This window comes from Acinetobacter sp. 8I-beige (genome assembly GCF_902505955.1).
Lineage (GTDB): Bacteria > Pseudomonadota > Gammaproteobacteria > Pseudomonadales > Moraxellaceae > Acinetobacter > Acinetobacter johnsonii.
The window spans coordinates 73,439-88,811 of sequence record NZ_LR732791.1; the positions used below are offsets into that span (position 1 = coordinate 73,439).

The window sequence follows — 15,373 nt, forward strand, 5'->3', positions numbered from 1 at the left end:
ACTTATGCGTTCACTGTGTCTTTGTATTCTATTGAAAATTGATATTGATCGAGTCGCTGATCATTGAATCGCCATACATCTAATGCAAGATCCAACATAATCTTTTGACGATCAATGATGGCTTGTTTAGACCAGTTTTCAAAAATGTAGTTTTTGTCATCTTTAAAACGAGTGATGGCTGTCTGTTTACCAATGTTATATTTGTGATCGAGTAAGTTCACGGTCAATAGGTTAGATTTTGCATATTCTTGCTGCTTCTGCTCAAACCAATTGGTTGTGAGGTCATTCATTTTATTGATTGCCTGATTGATTACGCTTTCCAATAAAGTAACGTTGCCCAACTTATAGATGGTGTTGTTATATTCCGCTTTATCCAAAAATTCTTCTGGCAACACCTCATCTTTTGGTGTTTGTGGGAAAATGTGCTCAATTTCTAATTGACCAATTTGTTTAAAATTAAACTCCGTTAGACCAGCTTGTGTACGTGCCTGATTTTCTAATTGACCTAAGATAAAACGCTGACGATATTGTGGGTTATAGCCATCGTGACGGATATTTAAGAATTTGAATTTTAAGTTATCTAAGCGTTCTAACACATACGGCACAATTGTTTTTTCGACAGCCTGTTGAATCTCTTCTATTGTCGTTTTTCCACGGAACGAGACCACCCAATTGGCAAATGAGTGCTCATTACTTTTACCTAAGATGCCCACTGTATTGGTGACAAAGTAGAAACTTTCAATTTGCTGAGCTAAATAATCAATAGCTGCTTTATCCGCATTTTTTGACAAAGCCAAGAGCATGACCAAATGTTGTCGAGCTTTATATTTATTAATAAAACCAATATGTGTCACATGTGGATAGTTACTACCATCGCTCAAGCGTTTAGTTGCATTGACTAAATCTGCATAGCGTTGTGCCATAAATTCTATTTCTTTAACCAACTCAATCGGATGAGTTTCGTACTTCAGGATCGCTTTACCTGATTTTGTGATAATCCAGTTGTAGATATCATCTTCACGTAAAATACCGTTGTGGTAACGTGCCATCATAAAGTAACGTAGGAAACGTAGTGGATTTTCATCTTCTCCACAACGTAATAACGCTTCATTAATTTTTTTCCATGTTTCCTTAATGGTACTAAACTGACTTTCATTGGCTTGTCTAAACAATAAGTTTTTGACCAAGTCCATCGCATTTAAGCTTGCACCACGCTGGTTAATGGTTTCAAAGATTTTGAGTGCGCTACCGATATCTTCAGATTCGATAAGCACTAACTCAATTTTATTATAAAAATACTTTGCAAACTTAGTTAGGTTACTTACCCCTTTTTGCAAAAAATTTTGCAGATAACTATAAATTTGATTATACGCTGCACGCATCTTTTGAATTGATGCAGTGTCTTCACCTGTATATATTTCTTTTTTAATTAATTTATCGAGAAAATCTTTACTTTCCTCATACTGTAATTCTAATCTAACTAGAAGTTGTTCGGTGTCTGAATCAAAACTATACAATAGCTTCTTGACGGTACTTAAATGCTCCTTTTGTATATCATTTAAGGTTGATTCTTGAGTTGAGAGTAAATCTCGAATTGCGCACAAGGTTAATGTAATGGTGGTCAGACGTTGCTGACCGTCAATCACATCGTACTTATTTTTGTTTTTAACAATGATAATTGAACCAATAAAATAGCTTTCTTGTTGATCTGCATTTTCATCGTATTCATTATCAATATCTGTTAAAAACTGCTCGACCTGATCATCTGCTTTCCATACGTATTCACGTTGATAGTCAGGTACGAGAAAGAAATAGTCCTTTAATTTTTCAATCGATTTTACTTGTGCTTCAATTTTCATATTTACCCCCAAATATTTTTTAACCGTAACCTTAAACCAAGCGAGTTTTACCTGTTAAAAGCTCTTGCATCATGCCTTGTTTAAGTAAACTCACCTTATTCAACTTTATTTTTAATTTCTCTAACTCTTTATCAATATCTATAAAAATCCTACTGATTTTTAATTGCTCATTGATTGCTGGTAATGCAATTTTCAAATTTGCATATTGATTACCATTTATTCCAGGCTGTCCACTTCTCATAGAGTTAGTTGCAATCCAATCCCAATATTCTTTAGTTTGAAAATATAATGATAAGTACTTAGAGCATAATAAATTTGAAGCAGGAGAAATCTTGATTAAGAATCCTGCATAAATTAATTCGCCATCATCTTCATCATACAAGTAAGACTTTCCAACACTGGCACCTGTACGGGCTAAAACAATATCGCCTCTTTCTAAAATATAATTTTCAGATAAAGGACTATTTACACCCACCTTCTCTGTTGGGCTAAATTTCCCGTCCTCATTAATATCTGTAATACGAATATATGTTGGTAAATTACCCAATAGTGCAGTTGCCGCTGCATTTATTCCATATTTGGGCTGAGATTTTAATAAACTTCTTAAAGGATAAATCTCCCAATCCTCAGGAATCTGACCTAACTCACTATCTTTATAACCCTTAGGCGTACCATCTTCACGCAACGCAAATTCTGGCAAACGAGTTTTACCTGTTAAAAGCTGTTGCATGGTGGCTGTTTTAATCGCTTGCTTTTTCTCAATGAGTTTTTCAAGTTCAGAAATTAAAGTATCAATATCAGAAAGGGCTGTGGCTATTTTTTGTTGTTCTTCCAATTTTTTAGGAAAAATAAGTTCCAGCTTCTTCAACACCTCTTGATTAATATTTGTATTCGCGCTTACAGTACTATTTGAAATAACTTGTTTTCTAAAGTAATTTGCATTAAAACAATATTTTTTAAAACCTAGATCCAATAAATTTCCATCGGAACGAAATCTTATTAAGAACCCTGAAAATACTGTTTCTAACAAATTATCAGTGATTACAGCAGTTAATCCAACCCCAGAAGGTTTGACAGATGAACGGATAAATAAGACATCACCTCTATTCAAAGAATACTCTTTTCTGTCTAATTCAGTTGAATTTATCAGTTCAAAACTAACTGTTTTATCAATAGAAATTTTACCAAAGACATCCATTAAATTTACAAAGGGCTTACCAAAACCAAATTGGTTAGCATCTTTATTAATGCCATTTTTGAATTTACCTAATTCACCTAAACATAAGACAGACCAATCTGCTGGAATATTGCCAAATTCAGTCTTTTTATAGCCTTCAGGAGTTTGTTTTTCATCTAAAAGCGTTTGCTTATTCTGAGTCATTGTTACCACTCCAAACCCATTGCTTTTAAATGCTCAGCCACTTTTAAATTTAAAGCTTCAACATTTTGGGTAATTTGCGGTAAAGGCTCTGCATAACGCTCATTCAGCTCTTTAACACGATTCGCCAATTGCTGCGTAACACGCTCAATCTCAGCTTCAATACTGCTATTTAAAGTCGCAAACCATTTATCTTGCACCACCAAATCTTTCACTTCATCTTCAGTTAAAGTCGGGTACTTGTTAAATACTTTCAGATCCAAAGCTTCTTGTAGCTCTTTCACTTTTTTCTTTAAAGTCGCTTCTGCTTCAAACTGTTTTTGAGCCTGTTTTAAAATGGTTTGCTCTTCAACATCAGTAGCAAGTTTTAAACGCGCTTTTACAGTTGCCAAAGTCACTTTATCTTTATTATTCAGTGCTTCAAGCAATAAACCTTCATCTGCGGTATGCTCTTCAATAAAGCTTTCTAGCTCTTGTGTTGCCATATCAAGCTCAGCTTGTTTTGCATCTAATGCCTGTTGCTCTTTTGCAAAATACTTCGCCACAATCAAATGCGGTGGAATGACCTCGGCTTTATACTTAATTTTTGCAATGACTAAGTCCGGCACTTCTTTTAACTTACTGTCTTTCTCAGCGGTTAAATTACGAATAACCTGCGCACCTTGCCAACCGTCTTGAGTAATGACCGAAATATCATCCAATAACACCTCATCCCAATATTCCATAAAGATTTGATAGATGTCGTATTTAGACAATAACTTCACATTCGCATAGCTTTGCAGTAAGTCCTCACTTACACGTAGCATGATGTCTTTTGGCTTTTGATCTTTTTCGATGACCTTAAAATCACTACGTTCAAACCACGCTGTAAATGGCTTTAGACTTTCAACTGCAAAGGTCTTAAATTCAGCATGCTCTAAAATGGTTTTCTTCACTTCATTAGCAGTCACTAAACAACGACCATAGCCCTCACGGTCTTTTTCAAACAAGCTGGCACGAATGCTTGGTAAAACGTCCCAATAATTTTGCAGAGCATCAATATCACGCTTTGGAATACCACCTTTTAAATGTGCACTTAGATCATGCAGATCTTCCGCTTCGCTTGAATCGATATAACGTGGAATATTTAAGTTATATTTGTTCTGAACAATAAATTTGATATCAACTTTACGACTATAGCCCTCAAGCACTAACTCTTTAGTAAAGACATCGACAATTTTATGAATATCCTGATGGCGTAAGCGATTTTTATTACCATCTTTAATAAAGCCTTTACTCGCATCAATCATAAAGATGCTTTGACCATCGATCACTTCATCATCTTCATTAAACTGAATTGGCTTAGCCACAGCTTTATCAATCACAATAATCGATGCTGGAATACCTGTGCCATAGAACAAGTTAGCAGGTAAACCAATAATGCCTTTGATATAACCTTGCTTAATCAGATTTTCACGAATACGTGCTTCGGCATTGCCACGGAATAAAACACCATGCGGCAAAATAACTGCTGCTTTACCTTTGCTTTTTAGACTTTTTAAAATATGCAGTAAAAAGGCAAAGTCACCATTTTTTTCAGGCGGTACACCCCACCCAAAACGGTCAAATTCGTCATTATCTGGTGTTAAACCATTGGTCCAGTTCTTGCTAGAGAATGGTGGGTTGGCAACAGCAAAATCAAAGGTCATGAGCTGACCTGCTTCATCTTTATATTCAGGTGAAGATAAAGTATTGCCCTGCGTAATTTTGGCACCTTCGCCTACATTACCATGGAGAATCATGTTCATACGTGCCAATGCAGATGTAGCATTGTCCATCTCTTGACCGTAGATGGTTAAGCCTTTCTCGGCTTCATCCGAGGCTTTTAACAGCAAAGAACCAGACCCACAAGTCGGGTCATAAACAGTCGCATTTTTTGGTGTTTCTTTTTTAATTCCTACAACTTTTGCCACAACACGTGACACTTCCGCCGGAGTATAGAATTGACCTTTTGATTTACCGGACTCCGTTGCAAAGTGACGCATTAAATATTCGTAGGCATCACCAAGTAGGTCATCACCGTCCGCACGATTGTCGGCTAAATTAAGACCTTCAAAAATTCCGATCAACTTGGTTAATCGGTCAATCATATCCTTGCCTTTACCCAACTTGTCTTCGTCATTAAAGTCGGCAACGTCAATCACACCACGCAGGTTATTGGCTTCAGCAATTTTTCGGATGATAATATTCAGCTTATCACCAATTTCTTTATTACCTTTCAGATCACTAATTTTATCGAATGTTGCATCTTCAGGAATTTCAATAATGGCAAAATCATCATTACTGTACTTGTCAGAAATATATTTTAAAAACAGCATGGTAAGCACATAGTCTTTATATTGACTCGCATCCATACCACCACGCAGTTCATCACAACTTGCCCAAAGAGAAGAATAGAGTTCTGTTTTTTTAATCGCCATGACTGACCAAATACATTTGTTTAAATATTGAAATGAATCATAGCGAAAATAAGAAATGATATCTGTCTAATTTTTAAACAAAAATTCAAATTTCACCTATCCATACTGAGCAATGGTTAAACTCGTCTTCTAGCTGGTATATGCCGAACTAAAAGACCAATAAATAAAAGCGACAAATATTTGTCGCTTTTATTTTGTCAAAGTTAATTTCATGAATTCAAAGTTCATCACCGCTATTTTTTACCTCTTGTTTTTATTTTTGTATAAATAGTACTTTCTGGTACTCCCGTCTTTTTTGAGATATCTGGCACTTTTATACCATTATCATAACAATTTTGAAGCATTCTCTTTTTTTGAGTTGGTGATGCAGATTGATAAACTGCTTGATCAAATTTATTTTGTTCAGCTTGCATGGTTTCAGCCATTTGTTTAAATAGCTTCTCTAAGGGTACAGGTTGTCCAGACATTTTCGACTCCAAACATGTTATTGACCACCACAAAACTATAGAACAAATTTTACCCAATACAAAATTAAAAAATACTAAAATAAATCAAATACCTAAAAACAAAAATTAATATACCTTAGAAAAAGAACACTCTAAACTTTTGATCTAATTCATTAAAATTCATCGAAAAAAAATATATCTAAAATGTAATTTTAATTATGAAAAGCATCGAATTTTGTAAGTATAATTTCTCCCTATCAAACTACGAGCTAATATAAATAAGGGAGCCTAAGCTCCCAGTTTTATGCACGTTCCGCCAACTTGCTTTCAATCCATTGATGAATTTCATAAGCTGACCAGCCGATACGGTTTTGTGTAATTTTTACTTTTTTGGGAAAAGTCGGATCATAGTAAGGTGAATATTCATCCATCATCTCATATATTGTCGATCTACCTACACCGACAAATTTAATGACTTCTTTAATACTAATCAGTTGATTCATTTGAAAAGTTTGTCCAACAAACGCATTCATGAAATTTACTCCAAATCAATAATGCGAGCGTTACTGCTCAAATAATCAGGAGGTCTGTAAAAATTAACTAATTCACTGCCCTTACACTACCCTGTAACCCTTTCTGTATATCCTGTACAAATCCATCATCCTGATTGAGCTTAGGTTTAGTCTTGGCATTCGAATCAATAGGCTGTTGCTCAGCTTTAGACGATTCTTCCACATGGAACTCCTCAACCAAATCCAACCCTTCTTCCACATTCACCTCAAACCGTGCATTCGCATAACCCTGCCTTGCCACCTGATCTAAAGCATACTGATTAAACCCTGAAGCTTTGGTTTGTTGATCAATATCCTTAGCGGTTTGAATCGCCTCTTGTAAATGAATACCTTCACGTAGTGTTAAATCAACGTAATACACAGGCGTACGATAACTTTGTGTGGTGCTCTTGCCTCTTAAAGTGAGTTGCAAAGGTAGGCATGAAAGTAAGCCATTGGATGCTGCGTGATAGTAACTCAGTCTTGCTGCCAAGGTACGGATACTGTTAAAACCCGTAGTTCTAAAGATGAATGTGCCAAGTTCGTCTGACTCATCTAAATTGACATACAGACGACCATAAGGCTTACATAACCCGCCTTGTGCCAATGAGCATAGGTCAGGCGATGGACAGGGATGTTGTTCTACCCCTTGATTAGTCAGTCGCTGGCAAGTTTCACCATTACCTACACACACGGGGCGTCCTGTCTGACGGTCAAATAAACTGTACTCTGCTCGTAGATTGAGTTCAGGATCATTAAAAATCATCCGTACTGGAATACTACGGAGTTTTTGATTGGGCGCTTTGGCTCGGAGTTGTTCATCCAGTGGATGTTTCACCCATCCCTCTTTATTTTGGATTTGGGAAGTTAGGGTAAATTGGTCATCCTTTTCAGGGATATGTTTACCATTCTTTTCTACCATCTTACCAATACTGATTCGTCCGAGTATCGGTGGGGTAATTGCTAAACCTTTGATCATGTGGATTTCCTCTTTTGTATAAATTGAATAGGCATAAAAAAGCCCATGCTGTGGGCATGGGCTGATATGAGCTTGCTTGTTGGTATTTCGCGTATTGCTTGTGTGGATAAAATTGGACTCATCCACCATTGGCATAAATCTGAAAACGCCGTGTCCCTTGCTTGGCTTGTGGAAACTGATTTAAATACTCAGGATGTAATTTAAGTAAAGCCTTACTATCCAAGCTGACCGAGTCTTTAGCCTTTTTCCATGTCACTGAACCATTAGTGAATGTTGCACGTTCAGCCTGTTGCATTTTGGCTTGGAGTTGGTGTTTGAGTAGATCGAACTGCTCCTGATGCTTTTCAATTTGGTTTCGAGCTTGAAGCAGTTGCTCAAACTGTTGATTAGCTTGCTCATCCTCGGATAGATCCGTGGCGCTGAGTGGTACATGTTCTGGATACAAAAGTTGTAAGGCTTTGGCTGCCGATTCACTGGCGTCGGCTTCAGGTGGGGTATCCTTTTCCACACATTCCCAGAAGTAACGTTCAGCATTGATAATGTGTTGAATCACTGACTCTGAGCGTGTCACTTTAAAAATCTTGGTTTCATGCCCACACAGTAAGACACAAATATGCGCTGCTTTCTTGCCTGTCACTGCCAATTGATGCTGTACCTGACAGAGTACATATAACGGTACACCATCTCGCCACAGTTTGGCCCCATATTCCCCTGCGGTTTTACACTCCAGTATTTGTACATCAGCATCGCCAACCACGGAGTAATCCAGATTGGCCAGCATGAAGTGTTTGTCTGGATCAGGGTGTTGTAATACGGCATTGACTCGACGCACTTTGTAATTGGTATGCATGCTGTAGTATTCAGCAACCAAAGGTTCCAGTTGCTTGCCCCAGTACAAGGGTGCATGTCCTTCACTGTCCTCTTCGATACTTTGTTGAATCCGACCTGTCTTAATCATCCATAGTTCCAGCATCGACATATAGGGATTGAGCCCACAAGCAGCAGCACAGTCACTGCTACCAATGCCCTTGCGTCTGACTTCCAGCCATTCGGCTTGAGTCATATTTTTAGTCTCTACGAAACGTTTTGCGGTAAACAGTTTTGGACGGTCGGCATGGAGATTGGCTTTGGTGTGACTTGGGTGAATTACGGCTGAGTTCATAACGATTTCCTGTAATTGTTAAATTTTGGGCATAAAAAAAGCCACATCTGGAGATGTGGCAAAAAGGTGTTTGGGCTTAGGGAGATTTACAGAATCATATTGATCTCATGTCCTGATCTTAAATACTGAATCTGAATCGAAACTTAAACAACTAGACGGAGTGCTTGTTCGAGTCCACGTTGCTTAAGGCCCGCGCCTGCACCGAACCATGCTGAATCTAAGCGATAATCCTGACTCATGGCACGTCGCTCGTGGTCTGCAAATTCCGTGATTGAGCACAACAAGCCATAAGCGGTGTCTTTGGCTGAACTGAGTTCTGCCCCACGTCCATGCCCATTAAACATGCTCATGACTTTAGACATGGCGCGTCCATTCGGTTCAGTCTTGTTGTCAGCTTTGGCTGTGTGGTTGGCTTGGGTGGCGACATTACGATAGAACTGAATAATGCCCTCGTCTTGTTCTGCATTGCTTAGGCTAGTGTTGTTAAACACGGCATCAAAATACGCTGCTGCTTCAGTCTGTGTGACTTTACGTTGACTGAGTTGTTTCATTTCATACATGTGATCCTCCCATGTACGGACGGATATACCGAGTTGCTGTTTGATCTTCTGCGCATCAAACTTGGTGCTGTGTGGTACTTTCACCACACCTGCACTAGAGTTTTGACCTTTTAAGGCAATCGCTAAGGTATTGTTACAGACCACCCGGATACTGGTGAATTGCGCCGTGGTTGCAAGAGTGCCATCACACGCGGTGGCTAAGAGGATGTAACCATTACTGACATCCTTGCCTTTTAAAGCCGTACTTTGTCCTGTACGTGCCAAGGCCCAGAACTTCTTCCCACCTTTCAATACCCCAGCGGTTTCCAACTCAAAGCCCGATTGCTCGGTTAAATCACGGTAGAACTCTAAAATCTGTTTCGGTTGTACTTCCTGATAACGCTGGCTGACCACAGATAAAGGTGCATGCGTATCTGAACGGTACAGTACCCGTTGCTCTTCATACGGCATGATAATGCTTTGCCCTCTATCATTCTTAGCCATATAGCTGACGTTGGATGATTCAATGCGCCAATCCATGCCTGCCTGCTGTGCCCAGACTTCAATGGGTTGGTTTTGGCTGAGTTGGTTACCTAGACTATGCCAAGGGGTTTGGCCGACATAAGCCATTTGTTCGAGTTGATGTGCCATGATAGTTTCCTTTTAAAATTGAAGATCAATTCGCTTAAACCTAAATTTTGGACATAAAAAAACCTGCTGAATCAGCAGGTAGAAAATAGTATTTAACGCAAATTTAAAGATCTGAATAATCTCTCATGTAGATGATATATATCTGAAATTATTTTGAATCCAAACGATCACAGCTCTTTTATTGTATTCGGCATAAGATAAACTCTGAGCACTTTATTTAGCAGGTTGCCCCCATTTGTTTGATTCTGGTTTTGTTTCTGACACAGACCAAATAAACAATGGAATCAATCCAATGATTGTAAAAGCGATCAGCATCCACCAACCTGAACGATTTACATCATGCAAGCGACGCGCACCTACAGCCAATGTCGGAAGTAAAAACGCGAGTGAAAGCAATCCTGATATAACATCCATACCATCATCACTAATTCCAGCAATCCCTAAAACTACACCGATCCCAAGTCCCAGTACGATTTGAAATAAGTAGAAATACCAATATTCTTTTCTACGTGCACGCCCCGAAAAGGTCGCATAGTTTTTTAAGCATTTCATTGACCAATCAATGAAGCCATAATTTTCTTCTGCTTGGATTTGATCATTGTTAGACGCTATAAACTGTGATGCATTTGAGTGTTGTGAATATGCAGTAAGATAAATAGCCGTTGCTTGATTCAATTCATTTACAACAAAATCAACTTGTTGGCCTCGGGCAGGTGCTACTTGCTCTTTCCATTCTGAACCAAAGAAGCTATAACGCTTACCATCTTCCCCACTAATCGCCCCCTCATTTAACTGTATATTAAAATCCAGCAATGTACCTTTCATTATAAATTTCCTATTGATATTAAATAATTTATATTTATAAATGCGAATGATAATAGAAAAATTTAATAAAAACCAGCTTCATTATATTGATTCTATTTATGTACATGATTGAGAAAAATTAATCGTGAACTCCAGCCGATATATCCAATGTCTACTTCTAACCTAAATTGGCGCAAGTCACTATAACTATTATGATTCAATCGCTGGCCTACATTGCCAGTCGGTTTTAGCAGACCGTTTCCTAAGTGCACTAAAAGATTTCTTCTTTTGGTGTGTGACCTCGTGCTCCCCTTTGCGGTAGAACGGGAGGGGGACACCTTCGGGTGTGCTGATTCTTAGGTTCAGTCTGCTAACCCCTTTTCGTTCTGCCACCATTATTTAGCAGTAATTTGGTAGAACTTCTTAAATACCTAAGGAGTCATAACCATGACTAAATAAATATTACCCCTCACACTCATTTGCTCTCAGGCCTTTTGATACCATTCCTTGGTCCTCGGCCTAAATTTATAGATCCTATTTCAGCTTAATTTGCGCTAAAGACAGTTCCGTCCTTTGGATGGTTACGCTCGCCTTTTATTTATGCAATCGGCTGAATTGCTCTATTTCAGAAAAACAGAACAACAAATTTGGGGGAACAAATGAAAACCTCGTTACTCATTACATCCACTATTTTCTCAGTACTCTTATTCTCAGGTTGTATCAGTAAATCTGAACGGCAATTTATTAGTGGCTGCCAATCCTCAGGTATGGAACGTTCTGCCTGTAAATGTGCTTATAAGAAGCTTGAAAGTAAATATGGTGAGGATGAACTCAAGAACAATCTTTACACCCTTCACCAAAGTGAAGCCTTTCAATACGACCTACTTCAAAGTGGTTTGCAATGCATGAAGGAGTAAGTCATGAGAACACTCGCTGGCATCATCTGCATCATTGCAGTCATCTGTTTCTTAGGCCTGCCCTTTATTGCAATGATGATTGTATTCGGGCTGTTTTTTTTACTCGCTCAATTTGCTTTTGGGGGAAATAAATGAACCCATCCATTAAGACTTGGTTGATCCGTGGATATTTCATCATTGGTCTACTCTTCACGCTATATCAATCCTTTTGGGGACAATACAGCTATAAATCATTTGCCTATCACTTAGGACAAGGTGTCATTTGGCCTGCTGTCATGTTCCCTTCTGTAGGGAAATTTATTGGTGCCATTTTGCTTCTGTTAATTATTGGCAGCCTCGCTTTGCGTTCAAAATAATTGAATACATTTAAAATCTGGGAATATCATGAAGAAACATATCATCACAATATTAATCGCAACTTTTACCACTTCTCTTTTTGCTGCTGATCACATGCTCATCAATGGAAAGAAAGTTACCATGAATGATACGCGCTCAACACTCATTCAGAAATTTGGTCAGCCTGAATCAGGAACAGCACAATTCAGTAACTGGACCATTGGTAATCTAAGCCTCTACGCTAACTATCAAAAGCAAGGTTTAGCTCAGTTCAGCGTCAATCAGTTGAGCACCTCACCTAGTAAACACTTGATCAATATCGATGGAAAAACGGTATATCTCGGTAAAGATACTATCAAAACAGCAACAAGCAAATTTACGCATGCTTGTTTCAACTTTGATGAGGGACGTCAAGCCTCAACCTATACCATGACACCGAAGACTGCGGTAAAAAATAAACTCAACATTGTTCTTGAAACGACTGGTGAGGCCTATGATGTTAAGTCAATTTCAAATTTACCAATCAATGGCTTCTCCTTCACCCAAGACGCTGTAGCCTCAAATAGTGGCTGTAAATAAATTCTTTTAGATTAATCATTGTTGAATTTTGAACTAAAAAAGAAGTTTGATTACTTTACCGTTCACTATGACAGTACTGAGTTTCAAGATAGGTCAATGAGAAATCATCGACCTATTCTTTTATATTTGCCTAAAAGATTAACCGTCTTACTTAATGATTAAAGCTACGTTGGCATTGTTCACAATAAAACCCAATGGCGATTCCCGAATCAGAATGAACCCGTCGAGTTTCCATCCAATATAAATACATGCCCTTCAGTAAAATTTCAGCCAGTCCCAACAACCATGGCGAAAAAGGTGGTCTTTTACAGAGCTGTTTAAGCACTTGTGTACGTAGCCCAAATGCAGAAGTAAATAACGATTGAGGATTCAAGTGAGATTGCGATTCCTCTGGATAAGAGATAAACATTCGATGTACGCGAGTAGACTGGCAATAAGGACAATGCTTAAGCATCATTTACATCTCCAATGAAAAATTAAAAAAGGCCTATATTCATAAGCCCCTGATCATTTGAAACATGATCTTCATGTGGATAATGTATGCCTGTATTTTTTTCTGTTAGCCGAAAGTCCGCATACGCTTTTTAGTTTTCACTCTTAGATGCTGCGATTCTTTTTCAGGGCGTACCAAATACTTCACGGTATTCAACATATTATTCACTTCATCTAAGTTTTTACGATGAATCATCCCGATGCCTAAACGGTTTCGATCTGAGAACTGCTTAAGATACGCTGCTGTGTGACAGTTAAAATGACAACCTAAACCCTCTGTAATATCACTCCAAAGCTTTCCAACTTGATCAGCAATCCAATATGCATTGCGATAGTCACTCCCCTTATAAACTAAGAGCAAATGACAATGATAGCCTTTGTCCGCTCCCTGCTCTAATGCCCATGCGTATGCAATCAATTTTTTAAAAACTGTATCCTGATCACGAAGTCGAGTGCGTAGTACATCCATATCATCCTTAAAATCCAAGATACCAATCTGATCTTGAAATTTGAGCGGATAAGCTAAATCAACACGGACCACTAAAATCCGTGAATATTTATCGCTGATTTCTTGCATACGATCAACAAGTGTCTTGGTATTTTCTGACTCACTATGACGATGATCACGTAGTTGACGTTTTTGTCCACGGTAGTGCCGCTTAAAATCACGCTGAATATCTTCAAAAGAGATTCTTATTAAGCGCTCATATAAGCATTCAGGATCATCTAAATACTCGTCTAAATCCAACAACAGCTCGATCATAGCCTCTATTGCAGGTACATAAGAATAATCAGGATTATAAATTTGATTTAACTGAACAAGCAGTTCTGTTAACTGATTATAAAAATTATGCGGCTTACGTTTCGTGACAGAGACATTTTCAACAAAATTTTCAATTTCAATCAAGATCTTTGATTCATTTACAGTATGACACATGAGTATCCCTTTTGATGGTTTAAAACATAAAAGGAACTCTTCTGTAATTATTTACCATTAAGAAAATAGATTAAAAGGATAAATATAAATAATATTAATAACCACCAAAATAAACAACCCAAAAACCTAAGACCACCATATCAAAAATTTTAAAAAACTAATTAAATTGAAGCAATTTTTATCCGCACAAAATCAAAAATTAAAAACACATGGCTTAAATTCTATTAGATTATATAGTTCTTGGATTTTAAAGCCCCATTTTTTCGTCCAACACATTTAACTCTTTCTGAAAATAAGCATTCAAGAATATTTACTGTAATTCATGAATTTTGTAGTTTCATCCTACCCTCTAAAACTGAGTAGTTCCGTTATCACGTCCTCATGCACTTCAAAGTGTACAAGAAACTTCCTATTAATCAGGAATTACGAAGAAATTTTAATAAAAAAAGATCAATTTTATCCATAAACTACTATTGAATATGAACTCATTCAAACTTTAAAATGCTTAAAACACTATGAAAATTTATGTATAATTACTCTAAAAATACTACAAGATTTGCTACATAAGGAGATATAAATGCCAGGTTTTGAGTTAGATATTCCCGAAGTTAAGGATCTAGATATTCAGGATGAGGACGTTGCAAAAACTGTTGATGAAATACCAGACGAAGAGTTGACGAAATCGATTAAGGCAACCCTAGGAAAATATCGTGATGAAGATCTTATTTGGATTTCTATAGAATTTCTTCGCTTTAAAGAAGACATTAAACATGGCCCAAAAAAAAACCATACTAAGCTTAATGATTTAAAACACTTTTCTAGTTTCGATGAAATTAAAAATAATCTAATTAACTTAATAAAAAACTTAAAATCAAAAGAAAATATCGAGAATTTTCTAGAAAAAATTAACAATAAGAACAATACATTCTCAAAAATACTCACTGACATCAAAAAAAATCAAAGATTATGTATGTTCGTATTCAATTATGTAGAAACTGATAAGAAAGGTTCTTTTAATTTTAAATATGAGAAACAAATATATCTCTATCTTGCACACTGGTATTTTACAAACGATCTCAACACATATAGGAAAGATCGAAAACTCGAAAATGCTATTGAGTATTTCAATAATGAGATTTTAATAAAAGAAAAAAACTGTTCAAAAAAATTCCAAGATGAAACTTTCCTAAGTTGGGCATACTTATATTTAAAAAGAGTTGATTGTTTTTTTAAATATATAAATTACATACCGACAAATAAAAACCATTACCAACTGTTAATAAC

General features: G+C 37.1%; 16 protein-coding genes. 5 read left to right on the forward strand and 11 right to left on the reverse strand.

From position 1 onward, the window contains the following. Nucleotides 1–2: 2 nt before the first annotated feature. The 9 genes from GVX98_RS10280 to GVX98_RS10320 form a co-directional block, all read right to left on the reverse strand. Nucleotides 3–1,859, reverse strand: a complete 1,857-nt coding sequence (locus tag GVX98_RS10280) for a DUF262 domain-containing protein (RefSeq protein ID WP_159128022.1) — start codon at nucleotides 1,857–1,859, stop codon at nucleotides 3–5. A 31-nt stretch (nucleotides 1,860–1,890) separates the two neighbouring features. Beyond that, nucleotides 1,891–3,240 carry a restriction endonuclease subunit S gene (locus GVX98_RS10285; protein WP_159128023.1) on the reverse strand — a complete coding sequence of 450 codons (1,350 nt, stop codon included), beginning with the start codon at nucleotides 3,238–3,240 and terminating at the stop codon, nucleotides 1,891–1,893. Nucleotides 3,241–3,242: 2 nt separating this feature from the next. Then, nucleotides 3,243–5,696, reverse strand: a complete 2,454-nt coding sequence (locus tag GVX98_RS10290) for a type I restriction-modification system subunit M (RefSeq protein ID WP_159128024.1) — start codon at nucleotides 5,694–5,696, stop codon at nucleotides 3,243–3,245. A gap of 233 nt (nucleotides 5,697–5,929) precedes the next feature. Continuing rightward, complete coding sequence (locus GVX98_RS10295; RefSeq protein ID WP_159128025.1) at nucleotides 5,930–6,163, reverse strand: hypothetical protein; 234 nt, start codon at nucleotides 6,161–6,163, stop codon at nucleotides 5,930–5,932. 281 nt (nucleotides 6,164–6,444) lie between these two features. After that, a complete protein-coding gene (locus GVX98_RS10300; RefSeq protein ID WP_078426620.1) occupies nucleotides 6,445–6,675 on the reverse strand; it encodes an AlpA family transcriptional regulator in 231 nt (76 codons plus the stop codon). A gap of 67 nt (nucleotides 6,676–6,742) precedes the next feature. Then, a complete protein-coding gene (locus tag GVX98_RS10305; protein WP_159128026.1) occupies nucleotides 6,743–7,672 on the reverse strand; it encodes a hydrolase or metal-binding protein in 930 nt (309 codons plus the stop codon). Between the two features lie 118 nt (nucleotides 7,673–7,790). Next, a complete protein-coding gene (locus tag GVX98_RS10310; protein WP_159128027.1) occupies nucleotides 7,791–8,834 on the reverse strand; it encodes a YqaJ viral recombinase family protein in 1,044 nt (347 codons plus the stop codon). Nucleotides 8,835–8,977: 143 nt separating this feature from the next. After that, entirely contained in the window at nucleotides 8,978–10,024 is a 1,047-nt protein-coding gene (locus GVX98_RS10315) for a DUF932 domain-containing protein (RefSeq protein WP_078426623.1), read from the reverse strand. Nucleotides 10,025–10,237: 213 nt separating this feature from the next. Then, nucleotides 10,238–10,849, reverse strand: coding sequence for a DUF805 domain-containing protein (locus tag GVX98_RS10320; RefSeq protein WP_078426624.1), 612 nt, complete (start codon nucleotides 10,847–10,849; stop codon nucleotides 10,238–10,240). A gap of 638 nt (nucleotides 10,850–11,487) precedes the next feature. Between GVX98_RS10320 and GVX98_RS16945 the strand changes: the two genes are divergently transcribed. From GVX98_RS16945 to GVX98_RS10330, 4 genes are all read left to right on the forward strand, one after another. Next, complete coding sequence (locus tag GVX98_RS16945; protein ID WP_159153111.1) at nucleotides 11,488–11,745, forward strand: hypothetical protein; 258 nt, start codon at nucleotides 11,488–11,490, stop codon at nucleotides 11,743–11,745. Between the two features lie 3 nt (nucleotides 11,746–11,748). Then, on the forward strand, nucleotides 11,749–11,880 hold the full coding sequence (locus GVX98_RS16995) for a hypothetical protein (protein ID WP_264754345.1): 132 nt from the start codon (nucleotides 11,749–11,751) through the stop codon (nucleotides 11,878–11,880). Then, nucleotides 11,877–12,101, forward strand: a complete 225-nt coding sequence (locus GVX98_RS10325; protein WP_087011428.1) for a hypothetical protein — start codon at nucleotides 11,877–11,879, stop codon at nucleotides 12,099–12,101. The genes GVX98_RS16995 and GVX98_RS10325 overlap by 4 nt, the downstream gene beginning before the upstream one ends. A 121-nt stretch (nucleotides 12,102–12,222) precedes the next feature. Next, nucleotides 12,223–12,660, forward strand: a complete 438-nt coding sequence (locus GVX98_RS10330) for a hypothetical protein (RefSeq protein WP_228716292.1) — start codon at nucleotides 12,223–12,225, stop codon at nucleotides 12,658–12,660. A gap of 151 nt (nucleotides 12,661–12,811) precedes the next feature. On the opposite strand, the gene GVX98_RS10335 is transcribed toward GVX98_RS10330, so the two are convergent. Further along, complete coding sequence (locus GVX98_RS10335; protein ID WP_159128029.1) at nucleotides 12,812–13,117, reverse strand: hypothetical protein; 306 nt, start codon at nucleotides 13,115–13,117, stop codon at nucleotides 12,812–12,814. A 102-nt stretch (nucleotides 13,118–13,219) separates the two neighbouring features. Then, complete coding sequence (locus GVX98_RS10340) at nucleotides 13,220–14,089, reverse strand: inovirus-type Gp2 protein (protein WP_078426627.1); 870 nt, start codon at nucleotides 14,087–14,089, stop codon at nucleotides 13,220–13,222. Nucleotides 14,090–14,666: 577 nt separating this feature from the next. Between GVX98_RS10340 and GVX98_RS10345 the strand changes: the two genes are divergently transcribed. Continuing rightward, nucleotides 14,667–15,373 (forward strand): hypothetical protein (locus GVX98_RS10345; protein ID WP_159128030.1); only part of this gene is annotated, 707 nt, incomplete at its 3' end.

Coding starts and splice junctions, on each gene's coding strand:
- GVX98_RS10295 (WP_159128025.1), bottom strand. CDS start 6,163: ATGTCTGGACAACCTGTACCCTTAGAGAAGCTATTTAAACAAATGGCT.
- GVX98_RS10320 (WP_078426624.1), bottom strand. CDS start 10,849: ATGAAAGGTACATTGCTGGATTTTAATATACAGTTAAATGAGGGGGCG.
- GVX98_RS10340 (WP_078426627.1), bottom strand. CDS start 14,089: ATGTGTCATACTGTAAATGAATCAAAGATCTTGATTGAAATTGAAAAT.
- GVX98_RS10335 (WP_159128029.1), bottom strand. CDS start 13,117: ATGATGCTTAAGCATTGTCCTTATTGCCAGTCTACTCGCGTACATCGA.
- GVX98_RS10285 (WP_159128023.1), bottom strand. CDS start 3,240: ATGACTCAGAATAAGCAAACGCTTTTAGATGAAAAACAAACTCCTGAA.
- GVX98_RS10325 (WP_087011428.1), top strand. CDS start 11,877: ATGAACCCATCCATTAAGACTTGGTTGATCCGTGGATATTTCATCATT.
- GVX98_RS10300 (WP_078426620.1), bottom strand. CDS start 6,675: ATGAATGCGTTTGTTGGACAAACTTTTCAAATGAATCAACTGATTAGT.
- GVX98_RS10310 (WP_159128027.1), bottom strand. CDS start 8,834: ATGAACTCAGCCGTAATTCACCCAAGTCACACCAAAGCCAATCTCCAT.
- GVX98_RS10315 (WP_078426623.1), bottom strand. CDS start 10,024: ATGGCACATCAACTCGAACAAATGGCTTATGTCGGCCAAACCCCTTGG.
- GVX98_RS10290 (WP_159128024.1), bottom strand. CDS start 5,696: ATGGCGATTAAAAAAACAGAACTCTATTCTTCTCTTTGGGCAAGTTGT.
- GVX98_RS10330 (WP_228716292.1), top strand. CDS start 12,223: ATGAATGATACGCGCTCAACACTCATTCAGAAATTTGGTCAGCCTGAA.
- GVX98_RS10280 (WP_159128022.1), bottom strand. CDS start 1,859: ATGAAAATTGAAGCACAAGTAAAATCGATTGAAAAATTAAAGGACTAT.
- GVX98_RS16995 (WP_264754345.1), top strand. CDS start 11,749: ATGAGAACACTCGCTGGCATCATCTGCATCATTGCAGTCATCTGTTTC.
- GVX98_RS10305 (WP_159128026.1), bottom strand. CDS start 7,672: ATGATCAAAGGTTTAGCAATTACCCCACCGATACTCGGACGAATCAGT.
- GVX98_RS16945 (WP_159153111.1), top strand. CDS start 11,488: ATGAAAACCTCGTTACTCATTACATCCACTATTTTCTCAGTACTCTTA.